This is a genomic window from Nocardiopsis sp. NPDC055551, assembly GCF_053619415.1.
In genome coordinates this window covers 205233-221720 of record NZ_JBSHJJ010000014.1, presented here as the reverse complement: position 1 = coordinate 221720, position 16488 = coordinate 205233, and the positions used below count along the sequence as shown (strand labels likewise).

The 16488-nt window shown below is 67.4% G+C and carries 14 protein-coding genes and 2 pseudogenes; 9 read left to right on the top strand and 7 right to left on the bottom strand.

Translation table 11 applies throughout. The annotated features are described in order from the left end of the window. Positions 1 to 1046 (top strand): RNA-guided endonuclease InsQ/TnpB family protein (locus ACWGSK_RS24200; protein ID WP_452456829.1); only part of this gene is annotated, 1046 nt, incomplete at its 5' end. A gap of 47 nt (positions 1047 to 1093) precedes the next feature. Here the strand turns inward: ACWGSK_RS24200 and ACWGSK_RS24195 are convergent. Next, entirely contained in the window at positions 1094 to 2242 is a 1149-nt protein-coding gene (locus ACWGSK_RS24195) for an acyltransferase family protein (protein WP_452456828.1), read from the bottom strand. Between the two features lie 27 nt (positions 2243 to 2269). Beyond that, on the bottom strand, positions 2270 to 2890 hold the full coding sequence (locus tag ACWGSK_RS24190; protein WP_358516184.1) for a TetR/AcrR family transcriptional regulator: 621 nt from the start codon (positions 2888 to 2890) through the stop codon (positions 2270 to 2272). 151 nt (positions 2891 to 3041) lie between these two features. Here ACWGSK_RS24190 and ACWGSK_RS24185 point away from each other — a divergent pair, with 151 nt between their 5' ends. From ACWGSK_RS24185 to ACWGSK_RS24170, 4 genes are all read left to right on the top strand, one after another. Next, positions 3042 to 3467 carry a fluoride efflux transporter FluC gene (locus ACWGSK_RS24185; protein WP_452456827.1) on the top strand — a complete coding sequence of 142 codons (426 nt, stop codon included), beginning with the start codon at positions 3042 to 3044 and terminating at the stop codon, positions 3465 to 3467. Further along, on the top strand, positions 3464 to 3838 hold the full coding sequence (locus ACWGSK_RS24180) for a fluoride efflux transporter FluC (protein WP_452456826.1): 375 nt from the start codon (positions 3464 to 3466) through the stop codon (positions 3836 to 3838). Before ACWGSK_RS24185 ends, ACWGSK_RS24180 begins: the two co-directional genes overlap by 4 nt. Positions 3839 to 3859: 21 nt before the next feature. Next, on the top strand, positions 3860 to 4507 hold the full coding sequence (locus ACWGSK_RS24175; RefSeq protein ID WP_358516193.1) for a class I SAM-dependent methyltransferase: 648 nt from the start codon (positions 3860 to 3862) through the stop codon (positions 4505 to 4507). Between the two features lie 198 nt (positions 4508 to 4705). Further along, positions 4706 to 5389, top strand: a complete 684-nt coding sequence (locus tag ACWGSK_RS24170; RefSeq protein ID WP_358516196.1) for a DUF4287 domain-containing protein — start codon at positions 4706 to 4708, stop codon at positions 5387 to 5389. Positions 5390 to 5455: 66 nt separating this feature from the next. Here ACWGSK_RS24170 and ACWGSK_RS24165 read toward each other — a convergent pair whose 3' ends face one another. Further along, on the bottom strand, positions 5456 to 7756 hold the full coding sequence (locus tag ACWGSK_RS24165) for an ATP-binding cassette domain-containing protein (protein WP_452456825.1): 2301 nt from the start codon (positions 7754 to 7756) through the stop codon (positions 5456 to 5458). 62 nt (positions 7757 to 7818) lie between these two features. Here ACWGSK_RS24165 and ACWGSK_RS24160 point away from each other — a divergent pair, with 62 nt between their 5' ends. After that, entirely contained in the window at positions 7819 to 8628 is an 810-nt protein-coding gene (locus tag ACWGSK_RS24160) for a TetR/AcrR family transcriptional regulator (protein WP_358516202.1), read from the top strand. Positions 8629 to 9132: 504 nt separating this feature from the next. After that, complete coding sequence (locus ACWGSK_RS24155; protein ID WP_452456824.1) at positions 9133 to 9768, top strand: hypothetical protein; 636 nt, start codon at positions 9133 to 9135, stop codon at positions 9766 to 9768. A 40-nt stretch (positions 9769 to 9808) separates the two neighbouring features. On the opposite strand, the pseudogene ACWGSK_RS24150 reads toward ACWGSK_RS24155, so the two are convergent. The 4 genes and pseudogenes from ACWGSK_RS24150 to ACWGSK_RS24135 all read right to left on the bottom strand — a co-directional run. Next, a pseudogene (locus ACWGSK_RS24150) lies at positions 9809 to 9997 on the bottom strand (SAM-dependent methyltransferase); the annotation flags it as partial. 83 nt (positions 9998 to 10080) lie between these two features. After that, positions 10081 to 11247 carry an RNA-guided endonuclease InsQ/TnpB family protein gene (locus ACWGSK_RS24145; protein ID WP_452456823.1) on the bottom strand — a complete coding sequence of 389 codons (1167 nt, stop codon included), beginning with the start codon at positions 11245 to 11247 and terminating at the stop codon, positions 10081 to 10083. Positions 11248 to 11396: 149 nt separating this feature from the next. Continuing rightward, positions 11397 to 11755: pseudogene (locus ACWGSK_RS24140) on the bottom strand (class I SAM-dependent methyltransferase); the annotation flags it as partial. A gap of 133 nt (positions 11756 to 11888) precedes the next feature. Beyond that, positions 11889 to 12200: a hypothetical protein gene (locus tag ACWGSK_RS24135; protein ID WP_358515862.1), complete on the bottom strand. Its 312-nt coding sequence runs from the start codon at positions 12198 to 12200 to the stop codon at positions 11889 to 11891. Positions 12201 to 12337: 137 nt separating this feature from the next. Between ACWGSK_RS24135 and ACWGSK_RS24130 the strand changes: the two genes are divergently transcribed. Continuing rightward, a complete protein-coding gene (locus ACWGSK_RS24130) occupies positions 12338 to 15289 on the top strand; it encodes a Tn3 family transposase (protein ID WP_452456834.1) in 2952 nt (983 codons plus the stop codon). 468 nt (positions 15290 to 15757) lie between these two features. Then, positions 15758 to 16408, top strand: a complete 651-nt coding sequence (locus ACWGSK_RS24125; protein ID WP_452456822.1) for a hypothetical protein — start codon at positions 15758 to 15760, stop codon at positions 16406 to 16408. Positions 16409 to 16488: the final 80 nt, after the last annotated feature.

Here is a 16488-nt window from a genome sequence, read left to right as displayed (position 1 = left end):
TCAAAGAGATCCGCGCGTTTGATCCCGAGCGGCAGGGGCGATGGTCCTTCTCCTCCCAGCAAGCCACGTTGCGGCGCCTGGACAAGGCCTTTCAGGCGTTCTTCAGGCGGGTGAGGGCCGGTCACGAGCCCGGGTATCCCCGGTTCCGTGGAGTGGGCCGGTTTGACACGGTGGTCTTTCCCAAGGACGGCGACGGCTGCCGGTGGGACTCCACACCCCAAGACGCGGTGACCCGTGTGCGGTTCCAGGGTGTGGGGCATGTGCGTGTCCACCAGCACCGCCCGGTCAAGGGGCGTGTGAAAACGGTCAGCGTCAAGCGCGAGGGCGGACGGTGGTTCGTGGTTTTGGCCTGCGACCAGGTGCAGGCCGAACCCTTAGAGCCGACCGGGCACGTGGCCGGTATCGACATGGGTGTGGCTTCCTTCCTTACCACGAGCGAGGGTGAGCACGTTGACAATCCCCGGTTCCTCGCGCGTTCGGCTCAGAAGCTGGCCCTGGCACAGCGCGACCTATCCGCCTTCCCCAAGCGGGTCAAGGCGCAGAACCGCACGCGTCAGCACCGTGCGACACAGGCCCGGGTCAGCAGCTTTTACGCGAAGGTGCGGCGCCAACGCGTGGATCACCACCACAAGGTCGCGCTTGACCTCATCCGTTCGTTCGACGCGATCGCACACGAACGTCTCAACATCGCGGGTATGACCAAGAAGCCCGCGCCCAAGCCCGATCCCGAACAGCGGGGTGGGTTCCTTTCGAACAACGCCGGTGCTAAGACCGGGCTGAACAAGAGCCTTCTCGATGCGGGTTGGGGGGTGTTCCTGGGAATCCTCGCGCGCAAGGCTGAGAGCGCCGGTCGTGAGTTGATCCCGGTCGACCCCCGCAACACGTCGCGCACCTGCCCACGCCAATCGTGCGGGCACACCAGTGCGGACAACCGCCCGACGCAGGAGAAGTTCCGTTGTGTCCAGTGCGGCTACACAGAGCACGCCGATCGGGTGGGAGCGGTCAACGTTGGTATCAGGGCCGGGCTGGTCCTTCCTGTTGCCTGAGTGGTGGCAGGAGAAGCCCACCGCTTCAGCGGTGGGAGGAGTCACGTTCACAGCATCCGATCGACCCCCGGGATGGCCCGCACACCGGCGGCCAACGCCCAGGTCAGTGGCACGCTCAACGCGGCCAGGCCGGCGAACTTGACCACCGCCGGGGCCTGCCAGTCACCCAGGGCCATGCCCACCAACACCAGCACCACCGCGTGCAGCACGTACACGGCGAAGGCGTTCTCACCCAGGAACCGCCACACACGGTTGTCCCGGGCCAGGAACCGACGGAAGAAGACCAGCAGAGCCAGCACCAAACCCACCGAGAACAGGTTCTCCGCCACCAGATGCACCAAGGACGCACCGGTGCCCGGGGCAGCGGTCACGAACACGACCATGACGGGCAGTGCCACCGCCGCGGCGATCCCGCCGACCACCCCGGCCCGGTCCGGCAACCGGTGCAACCAGTCACCCCGGTAGGCGAGCGCGCCCACGGTGAACATGGCCACGTACTGGGGCAGGTAACCGGGGCTGGGCAACCCCACCACCGGCCAGTACGGCGCGGGGAAGGCCCACCGCCAGGCGAAGGTGGCCAGGGCCAGCCCCACCGCGAACACCAGAACCGGGACCAGCCAGCGCACCGGCCCTCGCTCCCGAACCTGCGCCACGACCGGGGCGGGCCGGGAGTGACGCTCACGCACACCGCGCACCAGCACATAGACCAGGCTCATCACCAACAGCACCTCTACGAACCACATCGGGCCCGGGTCGATGGTGAGCAGGTACAGCAGCCACAGCGGAAGGTCGGGTTCGGCGGCCAACACCTGTCCGAACGCCGGGATCATGGCCAAGGGCCGCAACAAGACCAGGAACAGCAGCAGGGGAACGCCCAACCGGACCAGGCGTTCGCGCATGAACCCGCGCCGCCCACGCCGATCGATCGAACCCGGCACGAAGTACCCGGCGATGAGGAAGAACATCCCCATGAAGAACGTCTGGTTGAAGAGCACGAACAGGTCCAGCGCCACCCCGGAGGGGTCTTGGGCCGGCTCCGTCAGGTACCACACCGGGATGTTGCCGTAGGTGATGGCCGCGTGGTGCAACACGACCAGGACCGTCAGGACCACCCTGAGGTGATCGACGTAGAACAGTCGGGGGCGGGACGGCCGATCGGCCGCCCCGGTGGTGGATGGGCTGATGTTCTGTGCCATGGGGACCTCGTCACTATGGTGTGACGGTCATGGGGCTCGAATCGCACGGACCAGGAGTTCGCCCAGTTCGTCGGCGTGTGCGAGCAGGTCGTGGTCGGGGTGTGTCCGCCAGTACTCGAACATGGCGTCGATGGTCGCCTGTTGGCTGATCGCCATCACCCGCACGTCGAACTCGCGAAACTCCCCGCTCCGCTGCCCGGCTCGGTAGAGCTCTTCCATGGGTTGGTAGATCGCCTCGGGTTGGGACCCATCGAAGCGGGGGGCGCCCTGGGCGTCACGGAAGTGCCGGAAGATCTGGGACAGTGCCGTCATGCGCTCGCGATGGGCCAGCGCGTACTCGGCCACGCCGCGCACGTGGGTGCGCAGCGCACGTTCCATGTTCTGCTCGGCCAGGACCCGGGGCGCGACCTCCTCCCCGATCTGGGTGTAGACGCTTATCACCACCTGGTCCATCAGCTCGTCCTTGCCGTCGAAGTGGTAGGAGATGACGCCTTTGCTCACCTGCGCCGTCCGTGCGATCCGAGCCAGGGAGGCGTTCGGGTAACCGACCTCGGCGATGGTGCGCACCGCCGCATCGATGATCTGTGCCCTGCGGGCCTCCTCGATGAAGGACCGCTTCTGACCGTCTGGCTCGTTTTTTGACCGCATGGCCAGAATCCTACCCGGGCGGCCGGAAGACCATCGGGGATAGCCCTGATCCCATCCCTGAAGCGGACCCTCGCCCCCGGCTCGGGCAGGAGCCACGGATCTCGGGGTCCGCCGACGCCATCAGGTGCTCTCCGGGTGGAGGATGGGGGTCATGACCCCACCCGCACCGGCCCGCCTTCGGTCCGTGCTCGCCTTCGTCGCCCTCGGCGGGGCCTTGGGCGCGCTGACCCGCCACGGCCTGGACACCCTGTGGCCGCCCACCTCCTCGGGGGTGTCCTGGACGATCCTGGCCGTCAACGTCACCGGCAGCCTGCTCATCGGTCTGCTGATGGAACTGATCGCGCACCGGTGGCTCCACAGCCGCTACGTGCGCCCGTTCTGGGGGGTGGGCTTCCTTGGCGGATACACCACCTTCTCCGCCTACGCCACGGACGTGGTCACCGCACTGGAACGCGGCGCCCCGCAGGTGGCGCTGGCCTACCTGTCCCTGACCCTGGTCGGTGCGCTCACCGCGACCTGGGCCGCCTCCGCCCTGGCCCACCGGCTGCTCACCCACGGCGGCGGGAGGAATCCGTGAGCGCCCTGTTGGTGGCCCTGGGCGCCGCCCTGGGCGCCGCCCTGGGCGCCCCCACACGGTTCCTGGTGGACCTGGCGCTTCAACGCCGTCTGGGCCGGGCCTTCCCTTGGGGCACCTTGATGGTGAACGTGGTCGGCAGCCTCATCATGGGCACGCTGTTGGCTCTGCCACTACCTCCCGAGGCGCTGTCACTGCTGGGCACCGGGTTCTGCGGGGCGTTGACCACCTACTCCACCTTCGCCCACGAGACCGTGCGGCTGGCGCGCACCGGCGCCCGGCGGCGCGCTTTGGTCTTCGTCGCGGCCCACCTGTTCCTGGGCTTGGGCGCGGCCTGGCTCGGCCTGGGCCTGACCACGCTCTTGAGGGGTTGAGGGGCCGCTATCGTGACCGGTATGTCGCTGCTCGACCGCATGGCCCGGTTCAACGCGCGCCATCCGTGGAGCCACAACGACTGGTACGGGCCCTGGGTGGTGCGTCGAGTGGTGGCCTCGGGCGCCACCCGCGTGCTGGACGTGGGGTGCGGCACCGGCAACCTGATCGAGCGATTGCACGGGCGGGTTCCCGAGGTCAGCGGCCTGGAACCCGACCCCGACACCGCCGCGCTCGCTCGTGAACGCTTCGCACGCACCCCGGGCGTGACCATCCTCCAGGCCGGATGGGAGCGGCGCGACCCCACCACCCGGTGGGATGCCATCACCCTGGTGGCGGTCCTGCACCACCTGCCCTTGGAGCAGACACTCCCCCAGCTCCGGAAGGCCCTGGCCCCGGGAGGCCGCCTGGTGGTGGTCGGCCACCACCGCGAACAGGGCGTCGCCGACCTGGTCACCGGGCTGGTCTCCGCGGTGCTCAACCCGCTGATCGGCCTGTGCAAGCACCCCAAGGCGGCCACCGCCGCGCTACCGCACATGCGCGCGCCCACCGCCGAACCGCCGCACACCCTGGCCCGGATCCGTGCCGTGGCCGCCCGTCACCTGCCCGGGGCCCGCGTCCACCGCGGCCTGTTCTGGCGGCACACCCTGGTCTACGACCGCCCCCACTGACCAGGGGTGGCGCCCAACACTTCAGCGCAGTAACTTGGAAGTGGCGCGATCCCGCGCCCAACCTCCGGCCCCGGCGCCCACGCCGTCGGCCTCGCGGAGGCAAAGGGGACCTGGGAGTTCTCGGGAGGCCGGTCGAAGACGACCCTTCCGGCGGGGCGATGGGAGCGTGGGTGCCGTCGCGGACCGCCAGGAGCCGTCATGACCAGCAACAAGTCCTTCAAGCAGCGGGTACGCGCCCGGATGGACAAGACCGGCGAGAGCTACACCGCCGCTCGGGCCCATCTGCTCCCCGCACCCGAAATCCCCGCGCCCACCGCCGATACCACCACCGGAACCGGTGCGGCCACCATCCGCCGGCGGGTCTCCGACGACAAGGTGGCTCAGGCGACCGGGCGCGGCTACGACGAGTGGTTCGCCCTGTTGGACTCCTGGCAGGCCACCACGCGCACCCACACCGATATCGCCGCCCACCTGGTCCAAGAGCACGGCGTGCAGGACTGGTACGCCCAGACCGTCACGGTCGCCTACGAGCAGGAACGTGGCCTGCGCGTACCCGGGCAGAAGAAGGACGGGTTCGCCACCAGCGCGAGCAAGACCGTCGATGTGCCCGTGGAGCGGCTGTTCGAGGCCTTCGCCGACCCCACCCTGCGCCAGGAGTGGCTGGGGGTGGTGGCTCACGAGCGGACCGCCAAGGCGGGCAAGCGCTTCACCGCCGACCTGCCCGAGGACACCCGTATCGCCGCCACCTTCCAGGCCAAGGGCCAGGGCAAGTCCCTGGTGGGCATCGAGCACACCCGCATCGGCGGCCCCGAGCGCGCCGCGGCGTGGAAGGGCGACTGGCGCCGCTGGCTGGGCGACCTCAAGAAGCTTCTGGAGGGCTGACCGAAGGGCACGGGCCCGCCCCCGCGAACCATGGTCTTCGGGGCGGGCCCGTCCGTTACCCGGCCGCTAACGTTGCAGGTAGGCGCGCAGGTGATGGGCGGTCAGGGTCTGGCCTTGGTCCACCAACCGCTCCGGAGAACCCTCGAACACGACCCGTCCACCGTCGTGCCCCGCACCCGGGCCCAGGTCGATGATGTGGTCGGCGTGCGCCATGACCGCCTGGTGGTGTTCGATCACCACCACCGTGTTCCCGTCCTGGACCAGCCGGTCCAGCAGCGCCAACAACCGGTCCACGTCCGCCAGGTGCAGCCCGGTGGTGGGCTCGTCCAGCACGTACACCGCCCCCTGCTTGGCCATGGAGATCGCCAGCTTCAACCGCTGACGCTCACCGCCCGACAGGGTGGTCAACGGCTGCCCCAGACCCAGGTAGCCCAGCCCGACGTCGTGCAGCCGGTCCAAGATGGTGCGGGCGTTACCGGAGGTGAAGAACTCACGTGCGGTCTCCACCGACATGGCCAGGACCTGGCTGATGTCCTTGCCGCGCAACGTGTACTGGAGCACCTCGTCCTTGAACCGGCGCCCCTGACACTTCTCGCAGGTGGAGGCCACCCCGGCCATCATCGCCAGGTCGGTGTAGATGACCCCGGCGCCCTTGCATTCGGGGCAGGCCCCCTCGGAGTTGGCGCTGAACAGGGAGGCCTTGACCTGGTTGGCGCGGGCGAAGGCGGTACGGATCGGGTCGAGCAGCCCGGTGTAGGTGGCCGGGTTGGAGCGGCGCGATCCTCGGATCGCCGACTGGTCGACCACCACCACGCCCTCGTGTGCGGGCAGCGCGCCGTGGATGAGCGAACTCTTTCCCGATCCGGCCACCCCGGTGACCACGGTGAGCACGCCCAGGGGCACGTCCACGGACACATCCCGCAGGTTGTGGGTGTTCGCGTCGCGGATGGGCAGGTGCCCGGTGGCGGTGCGCACCTCGTCCTTGAGACGAATCCGGTGGTCCAGGTGACGACCGGTGAGGGTGCCCGAGGCGCGCAGCCCGGCCACGTCACCGGTGTAGGTCACCGAGCCGCCGCGCGGACCGGCGCCCGGGCCCAGGTCCACCACGTGGTCGGCGATGGCGATGGTCTCCGGTTTGTGCTCGACCACCAGTACCGTGTTGCCCTTGTCGCGCAGCCCCAAGAGCAGGTTGTTCATCCGCTCGATGTCGTGCGGGTGCAGTCCCACGGTGGGCTCGTCGAAGACGTAGGTGATGTCGCTGAGGCTGGAGCCCAGGTGGCGGACCATCTTGACCCTTTGGGCCTCACCTCCGGACAGGGTGCCCGACTCCCGGTCCAGACTCAGGTAGCCGAGCCCCACCTCCACCAGGGACTCCAGGGTGTGGGCCAGGGTGTCCACCAACGGTTTGACGGCCGGGTCGTCGATGGTGCGCACGAACGCGGCCAGGTCGTCGATCTGCATCGAGGCGCACTCGGTGATGGTGCGCCCGGCCACCTTGACCTCGCGGGCGGTGGCGTTGAGCCTGGTGCCGGCGCACTCGGGGCAGGTGGAGGTGACCACGGCCCGTTCCACGAAGGCGCGCAGGGCCGGTTGCATCTTGTCGCGGTCCTTGGCCAGGTAGGTCCGCTTGATCTTGGGGACCAGGCCCTCGTAGGAGAAGGAGTTCTTGCCGACCTTGACCTTGGTCAGGGGTCCGTACAGGAAGGTGTTCCACTCCTGGCCGGTGTAGTCGTCCAGGCGTTTGTCGGCGTCCAGCAACCCCGAGTGCACGAACACCTGCCAGTACCAGCTGTCCACCGTGTAACCGGGGACGGTGATGGCGCCCTCGTTCAGGGAGAGTTCGCGGTCGTAGAGTTCCTCCAGCTCGATCTGGTCGGTACGCCCCAGCCCCTCACATTCGAGGCACATGCCCTCGGCGTTGTTGAAGCTGAACACGCTGGAGGGTTCCAGGCGCGGGGTGCCCGCCCGGCTGTAGACGATACGCAGCATGGCGTGGGCGTCGGTGGCCGTTCCCACGGTCGAGCGCGAGTTGGCTCCCATGCGTTCCTGGTCGACGATGATGGCCGCGCTGAGGTTGCGCAGGGAGTCCACGTCGGGTCGGCCGGTGCTGGGCATGAACGACTGCAAGAAGGCGGTGTAGGTCTCGTTGATGAGCCGCTGGGACTCGGCGGCGATGGTACCGAAGACCAGCGAGGACTTCCCCGAACCGGACAGCCCGGTGAAGACGCTCAGTCTCCTCTTGGGGATGTCCACCGAGACGTTGTCGAGGTTGTTCTCCCTGGCCCCACGCACCTGGATGGTGTCGTGGGCGTCGGCCGCTGTGTTCTGTTCGAAGGTCAAGCTGCTCCCCTGGTGCCCGCGTTCCAACGATTCCTTATGCGCTAAACTAACAGCCGAAGCACATTAGTTTATTCCCTAAGGAGACGCAAGTGGTGGTCTACGCCGGCCAGGGCGACCCGCGCCGTTCCATGGCACTGCTGTGGCGCGAACACGAGCAGGGCGAGCGCACCGCCCCCGGCCCCAAACCGGAACTGAACGTGGACCTGGTCGTGCGCACCGCCATCGACATCGCCGACACCCTAGGGCTGCAGGCGCTGTCCATGCGCGCGGTGGGCGAGCGACTGGGCCGCACCGCGATGTCGCTCTACACCTACGTGGCCAGCAAGAACGAGCTCATCGACCTGATGTACGACCAGGCCTTCGCCGAGTTGGCCGATGAGGTCGAGCAGGAGTCACAGGCGGCCACCCTCGACCAGGGCTGGCGCGAGAGCACCCGAACCTGGGTGGGCCTGCTGTGGGACTTCTACCTGCGCCACCCCTGGACCCTGGAGGTCTCCCAGGCCCGCCCCGTCCTGGGCCCCAACGAGTACCGACTCTTCGAATCGCTGGCCACCCTGTTGCACACGGCCGGAATGGCACCCAAGGCCATCAGCAGCACCTTCGGAAGCCTGCTCAACCTGGTTCGCGGCATGGTCCGCACCGCCGCCGAGGCCCGCCAGGCCCAAGCGGTGACCGGGGTACCCGAGGACGAGTGGTGGTACGCCCGCTCCGAACAGCTGGAGGAGTTGGCGCCCGACTTCGCCGAGCGCTTTCCGACCCTGACGTTGATGACCGCCCAGGGCGCCTTCGACAACGAGGACCCCACCGAGCCCTACCTGGAACGCGAGGCCTGGGAGACACTGCGGTTCGGACTGGAGACCTTGCTGGACGGCATCCAACGCCGCATCGACACCGCTTGAGCGACGTCGTCGGGGCCTCAAGAGCGGGTCAGATCCAGCCCAGCAGGAACAACACCAGCAAGGTCAAAGCGGCCGAGACCAGCAGGGACCCCACACAGCCCCAACGGCTGTTGTAGAAAAAGAACACGGGCACCTCCTCAAGGGTTCTCCACCCTCCAGTATCCCGCTCGATCCCGAGAAGGGGAAAGGCCGTGGGAGGGTGGGGCCGATCAACCCTGCTGATCGGCGCGAAAGCCCGCAGCGATGATCAGGCGGGGAAAGGAAGCAAGCGCCTCGACCCCCTACCACCCGAACCACTGCGAGGAGGCTCGGCGCGAGTTCCCCACGGGAATCCGCGCCGAGGTGCCGATGACGGAGAATCCCCCTACCGAGGGCCCATCTTTCACCAGTCCCGGTGAGCCCCCTCTTTCCGGGGGCCGGAACCGCTCGGGGCCGCCGTCGGGCAGACTCCGCAAAGGCCTGCTCGCGGGGGCCGTCCTCGCGCTGTTCCTGGGACTGGTGGCCTTGTCCATGGCACAGGTGCGTCCCTACGCCTTCCTGCCGTACTGCGAGGAGCTCCTGCCCACCGCACTGGTCGACACCATCCCCGGCGCCGACCGGCCGCGCGCGGAGGGGAACAACCTGTCGATCGAGGGGGACGAGCCCGTGTCGGCCGAGAAGGAAACACGCCACATCGGCCGGCTCGTCGGGTTCACCATGATCCTCGATTGCGCGGTGCAGGACACCGACAACCCGTCCCTGATGAACGTCGAAGCCATGCTCGGCGACACCGACGACGGTATGGCCGACATCGGGTCCAAGAGCGCGGACCTCCAGGACGGGGTAGCCGACCTGGAGGCCGGGCGTTGGCCCAGGGACGGGGACGCCGACGTGGACGTGCTCGCCTGGCGTGAACTCTCGACCGCTGACGGCGGCTACGCGGCGGTGTATTCCACCGATGAGGATTCCCGCCGCGCCGAAGCCGCCTTCGTCTCGACCAACGTCTTCGTCTGGATCGGCTATCCGCTGGCGGAGGGCACCAGTGGGGAGGAGGGGCTGGAATTCGTCTCGGGTTTCGCCGGCGAGGTGAACCGGCAACTCGCCGAGGAGGGGCGGCTGAGCCCGGATCCGGTACTCAGGGCACCACGTCCGTTTGGATGAGAGCGGCGCTCACGCTTTCCTCCCGATCTCCAGCCTGGGTGGGGCGGGCGAAGGTGATGATCTCCTGGCTGGTGTCGGTGAGCGGGGTTCGGTCCCAGTACCCGTACTGGGCGCTCACACTCAACCCCGCCTCGGCCAGGAAGGCGTTCAGGAGTTCGGCGTCCAGGAACCGTAGAGTGCTGCGACTGACCTGGGGTTCGGCCCATCCCTGGACGCTGTAGTCGGAGGTCAACTGCCCGTGGCTGAAGCCGTGGGCTTGCGGGTAGGCGCCCACCTGGCGGATGGGGCTCTCCTCCCGCGTCCGACACCCACTCATCTGGTGGGTGCTGGGGCGGTTGACTGGCGCCCCGCGTTCCACGCCACTTCGCCTCTGTGGGCGAGGTTGCGTGAAGCATTGACATCGGCGTGCAAGACCACACCGCACTGACGGCAGACGAACCGGTTCCGGGTGGGCCGGTTGCGTCTGGACGTGTGGTCGCATGCCGAGCAGGTCTGGGAGGTGTAGGCCGGATCCACGATCAGGACCGGCACCCCCGTCCTGCGAGCCTTGTAGGCGATGAAGTCCCGCAGTTGGGCGAAACTCCACGAATGCAGCATGGAACGTTGTCGTTTGGCCTGCCGGACCCGGCCACGGATGCCCCGAAGGTCTTCTAGGACGATGCCGTGATCGGTGCGTTCGGCCCGCTCCACGATGCGTTTGGAAATGGTGTGGTTCACATTCCGCGCTCGCCGTGTTTCCCGGCGGCGCAGGCGTTTCAACACGCGTTTGGCGCTCTTGGTCCCCTTGGCCTGGAGTTTGGCGCGAAGCCGGTTCTGCTTGCGCCGGTACCGGTTCAAGACCCTCCCGGCGAACCGGTCTCCGGTGGAGGTGGTGGCGATCTCCACGATCCCCAGATCCACCCCCACGAACCCCACCGGATCCGGGTTCTCCACCCGTTCGGGCACCTCGCAGGTGGCCGACAGGAACCATTGCCCGTCCCGGCAGATCAGATCGCTCTCACCCTGGCGATACTCGGCCAGGAGTTTGAGCTGTTCGGGGGAGGTGACAAAGCCCAGGTTCTTCATCCGCCCGGCCACGGTCCAGATCGAGACGGTGCGGGCGTCCATCTGCCAGGACAGACACCGATCATCGAAGGGTTGGGCGGCATCGGGTCGAAAGGAGATCGGGGTGGACTCGACCCGCTGACGGCGAGGGGAGCCCTTCCGTCCCAGGTTCCCGGCTTTCAGGTTCGCCTGCCGGGTGGTGTAGGCATCACACACTTTGCCGATGACCCGCACCGTCGGCTGCGCCGACAAGGCGAACCTGGCTTTCAGCTCGTGGTAGGTCGCTTCTTGTAGGGCGTACTTGTTGCGGGCTCCGGTGGTCTGAGCGACCTGGGAGGCGTGGTCGGCGGCCTCGTTACAGGTGTGCAGGGTCGCCTGGAGTGCCTGCGCCTGTTCCAGCGAAGGCAGCAGCTTGACCCGCACCACCAGCTTCATGATCGAACACGCTAACCATCCTCGACCAGGATGTGGGGCCGAATCAGAGAACTTCTCCGTGTTTTTCCGAACTTCGATGGCCGAGTGGGGCACATGAGGGTGTTTCCTCCCGGCCCTGAAGGACCGGGCTTCCACACCTAAAACGGGGTGAACACCTGGAAGGCGTGACCGGACATGATCACCAGGTCGAACGTCCCCTCCCCCAGTGGCTCGGTCTCCCCTTCGTAGGGGCCCGCGACCAGGTCGCCCAGGGTCCACTCGATGTCATCCCGGTCCCGGCGCCCGACTTCGAGCATGGCCTCGGCCGGATCCAGCCCCACCAGGCGGCCGGTGTGCCCGCGCTCCCGGGCCACTCGTTGGATCTTGCCGGTCCCGCATCCCACGTCCAGTACGGAGCGGGCGTTCATCACGAGATCGAGGTAGAAGTCGTCCTGTGGGAGACCTGCCAATGGCTGAAGTGGTCGTAGAGCTCGGCCAGGGTCGCAATGGAGAAGTGTCGATCGACCATGGGGTCATTGTGGTGGCCCGATCCTCGGTGGCCAACGGGTTTTGTACCCCGAAGCCGCTGCCCTGGCGCGGCCATGCGAATGGGCGGCACCACCGTACGTGGTGGTGCCGCCGACTCACAGGGCCGGTGGGTCTCATGCGATTTGGTAGGTCACCCGCCTCGTGTCGATGAGGACGGCCCCGTCGGGCAGTGGCGGTGCCTGGTCGTTGGACCCGAGGACGCGCAGCCAGATGTCGCTCTTGTCGCCGTAGGGATTCAAACGGTCCAGCATCTCCCAGAACCCATAGGGCAGCGGGGCGCAGGAGCGGTTGCGCAGAGTCGGGGAGAACGGGGAAATTCGACCGGCCAGCGGCATGCCGTCCTCGTCGGGTTCGCCGCCCTTGATGACCTGGACGATCTCGGTGTAGGCCTCGCTTGAAGCGCAGTAAGTGGCGGATGACGCCATGGAGTCAACTCCTTGGCCCAGTTCTCCCGAAGGCCCGGCAACAGGACAAGTAACCCGTAAGTAACTTAAAGTCCAGTTCGAGATCACGGATCAGACGAACTCCCCGGTAACCCAGCACCTGTCCGCCATCGTGTGCGCTGTCGACTGACCGCACACGATCGCGGAGCACCTTCATGCGCCAGGACTGGACCCCTGAACAGCTCGTCGATGAGTGGACCCTGGAAGAGGGCGACCGCAAGCTGCTGAGCAACAAGAGCGGCGCTACCCGGCTCGGGTTCGCGCTCAAGCTCAAGTTCTTTCAGATCGAGGGCCGCTTCCCCTCCTACGCCGAGGAGATCCCGGCGGCGGCGGTACCCTTCGTCGCCGACCAGGTGGGCGTGGAGCCGACCCTGTTCGGCAAGTACCCCTGGAACACGCGAGTTCCAGGGCGGCACCGCCGCCAGATCCGTGACACCTACGGCACCCACGCGGCCACCGAGGACGAAGAGAACCAACTCGCCGACTGGTTGGCCGACCAGGTGTGCCCGGTGGAAGCCGGCCGTGATGAACTCGCCCAAGCCGTTCAGCGCCGGTGCCTCACCCTGAAGATCGAACCCCCGCGCCCCGGGCAGATCGAGCGGATCGTGGCCTCGGGGGTGCGCCGGTTCGAGGAGGCCTTCACCACCAGCGTGATGACCCGCCTGGGCCCGGGGATCTGCGATCGGCTGGAGTCCAAGGTGCTGGGTACCGAGGGCGTGCTGGGGGCTGTGAAGTCCGACCCGGGGCCGCTGGGGTTGGAGACCCTGCTGGAGGAGGTCGACAAGCTCAAGACCGTGCAGGCCCTGGGCCTACCGGACGAGCCGTTCGGGGGCGTGTCGGAGAAGATCGTGGCCGCCTGGCGCTCGCGTGCGGCGCGGATGTACCCCTCCGACTTCGCCGAATGCGCCCCGGCGGTGCGCTACACCCTGCTGGCCGCGTTGTGCTGGACCCGTCAGGCCGAGCTGATCGACTCCCTGGTAGAGCTGCTGATCCGGCTCATCCACCGGATCAACGCCCGCGCGGAGAAGCGGGTGGAGAAGGAGCTGATCGGGGAGTTGAGCGCGGTGCCGGGCAAGAAGGGCATCTTGCGCCGGATGGTGGACGCCTCCCTGGCCGAGCCGGGCGGGACGGTGGCCGAGGTGATCTTCGGCGCGGTTCCGGGTGGGGAGAAGACGCTGCGCAAGCTCGCGCGGGAGTTGATGGCCACGGAGAAGGCGATGGCTGAGCGGGTGCGCTACCAGCTGCGTGGCTCCTACTCCCACCACTATCGGCGTATGCTCTCCCCCTTGTTGGCCGCGTTGTCGTTTGCCTGCAACAACACCGCCTACCGGCCGGTGATGGAGGCCATCGAGCTACTGGGCCGCTACACCGACGTCGACCGCTCCGAGAAGTTCTACGGGACCGCCGAGCACGTGCCGATCGAGGGCGTGGTGCCCAAGGCCTGGCACGAAGCGGTCACCGACCAGGCTTCGGGGCGGGTGGAGCGCATCCCCTATGAGCTGTGCGTGCTCATCGCGCTGCGCGAGGCCCTGCGCCGCCGCGAGATCTACGTTCAGGGCGCGGGGAAGTGGCGCGATCCTGACACCGATCTGCCCGGCGACTTCGCCGACAACCGGGACGTGCACTACGCCGCGTTGAACAAGCCCCTGGAGCCGAACGCGTTCGTGGACGGGGTACGCACCCGGATGCGAGCGGCCCTGGACCGGCTGAACACCGCGATGTCGGAGGGCACTACCGGCGGGGTGCGGATCGTGACCCGCAAAGGCCAGCCCTGGATCAGTGTCCCGAAGCTGGAACCACTGCCCGAGCCGCAGAACCTGGGAGCGCTCAAGGCTGAGGTGCTCAGGCGGTGGGGCACCATCGACCTGCTCGACATCCTCAAGGACACCGCCCTGCTCACCGGGTTCTGCTCCGAGTTCGCCTCGGTGGCCACCCGCGAGGCCATCCCGAAAGCGACGTTGCACCGCCGGTTGTTGCTGTGCCTGTTCGCGCTGGGTACCAACATGGGCATCAAGCAGATGATCGCCACCGGCGACCACGGCGAGGACGAGGGGGCGCTGCGCCGTACCCGCGCCAGCCACATCACCCGCGACAACCTGCGCCGCGCCATCGCGACCGTGGTGAATGAGACCTTCGCCGCCCGCGATGCCACCTGGTGGGGCACCGCGACCACGACCGCGTCGGACTCCAAACGGTTCGGGTCCTGGGAGTCGAACCTGATGACGGAGTTCCACGCCCGCTACGGCGGGCATGGGGTGATGATCTACTGGCACGTCGACAAGGGCCGGGCCTGCATCTACTCCCAGCTCAAGTCGTGCTCCTCCTCCGAGGTCGCGGCGATGATCGAAGGGGTCCTGCGCCACTGCACCGACGCCGACGTTCAGGCCAACTACACCGACACCCACGGCGCCAGCATTGTGGGGTTCGCCTTCACCGAGCTGCTCGGGTTCAAGCTACTGCCGCGGTTGAAGAACATCGGCGCGGTGCGCCTGTACAGCCCGGCCACCTGGCCGCGCCTGGAGCGGGTGGTCAAGAACCGGCCCATCGACTGGGCGCTGATCGAGCGCAACTACGACCAGATGGTCGCCTACGCCACCGCCCTGAGGTTGGGCACGGCCGACACCGAGCAGGTCTTGCGCCGCTTCACCAAGGGCGGCGGCCCCAAGAACCCCGTCTATCAGGCCATCGAAGAACTCGGCCGGGCGGTGCGCACCATCTTCGCCTGCGACTACCTGGCCGACGAGGCACTGCGCAGGGAGATCCACGGCGGCCTGGAGGTGGTGGAGAACTGGAACGGCGCCAACGACAAGTTCTTCTATGGCAAGGAGGGCGTGCTCACCGGAGGCGATCGCGAGCACGCCGAGATCTCCATGCTGTGCCTGCACCTGCTCCAGTCCGCGCTGGTCTACGTCAACACCCTGCTCCTGCAACGGGTGTTGGAAGGCCCGGCCTGGGCGGGGCGGCTCACTCCCGAGGACCGGCGGGCGCTCAACCCGCTGTTCTGGACCCACATTAACCCCTACGGCCGGTTCGACCTAGACATGGACAAACGCCTGGACCTGGCCGTGTGAGGATCTGGCATTGACACCGACAAGCAGGAAAATGGCACCACGTCTGGTTTTTACGTGTGCGGTTGGCGGTCTTCCCGGGCGCTCTGGTATGCCATTTTCCCAGCTCAAGCGGCAATACTCCTTTCATGAGCGAGGTCACCAGGACATCAAAGGGCTTTAACAGATGAGTTGATGCCAAGGAAGAGGATCATGGCCCTCATCCGTTCGATACCAAGCCTTAGGATCTTTGAGCAGGGGCAGCTGTGTTTGCTGTGGCCAAATGTGGCCCCGGGTGGTTGCTGTGCAGCATGACGGTAAAGGTGAGTATCGTCCGATCATTCCCCCTTGTGTAGAGGATGCTTTTTGATGCGCGTCACCTCCCGTGTCATCGCCACGACCGGAGCCGCCGCTCTGGCCTTCAGCCTCGCTCCCTCCGCCTCGGCCCTGGCCGCTGAGGTCCCGGAGCCGCAGGCCTCATAGGTGGCCGACGTGGAGACCGCCGGCGACACCACGACGCTCACCTATGAGGACGGCTCCACCTTCTCGAGCCAGCTCATGACGGGATACTTCTCCTGGGATGCTGAGTTTGACGGCGTCGTGTTCTCCCGCAACTACACCGCGACCGACTCTGGCACGCACACCATCACGGTCGACTCAATCACCAACTGCGACCCCGGCCTCGGGACCTTCTACATCCGCCTGGAGCAGGACGTCTGGTACGGGTGGGATGAGGTAGGCAGCGTCTACGGCTTGGACTGCGACGGCGAAGCCGCCACCTTCACCGGCGTCGAGTCCGGAACCTTCCGCTGGTACCTGGGCGTCAACGGCGGCTCCAGCGGGGACCTGTTCGGCTCTGACGAAGGCCACCGCGTCACTGTCCATGCCGGTAGCGTGGCGCGCCTCGCCACGGGTGTCAACAGATGTGACAGTTGCCGGTACTCACCGTTCCGTTCCTACTCGGACCCCACCATCACCCCGAGTCGCCCGTTCGGTGATCAGCTCGGTGGTTTCTCGGCGATTACGTCCACCGGTTCGATGGTGGGCTGGGCGAACAGGGTGCCGGTGTTGTCGGCGAGGGCTTGGGCGACCTGGCCCGAGAGGTGGGCTTGGCGGCCGGAGTCGTCGGGAAAGGCGTCGTAGATCCCGAACGACGAGGGCCCGAAGCGGATGGCGAACCACCGCACCGTGTTGGGCTCCTGCTCCACGATGCCGAGCCCCTG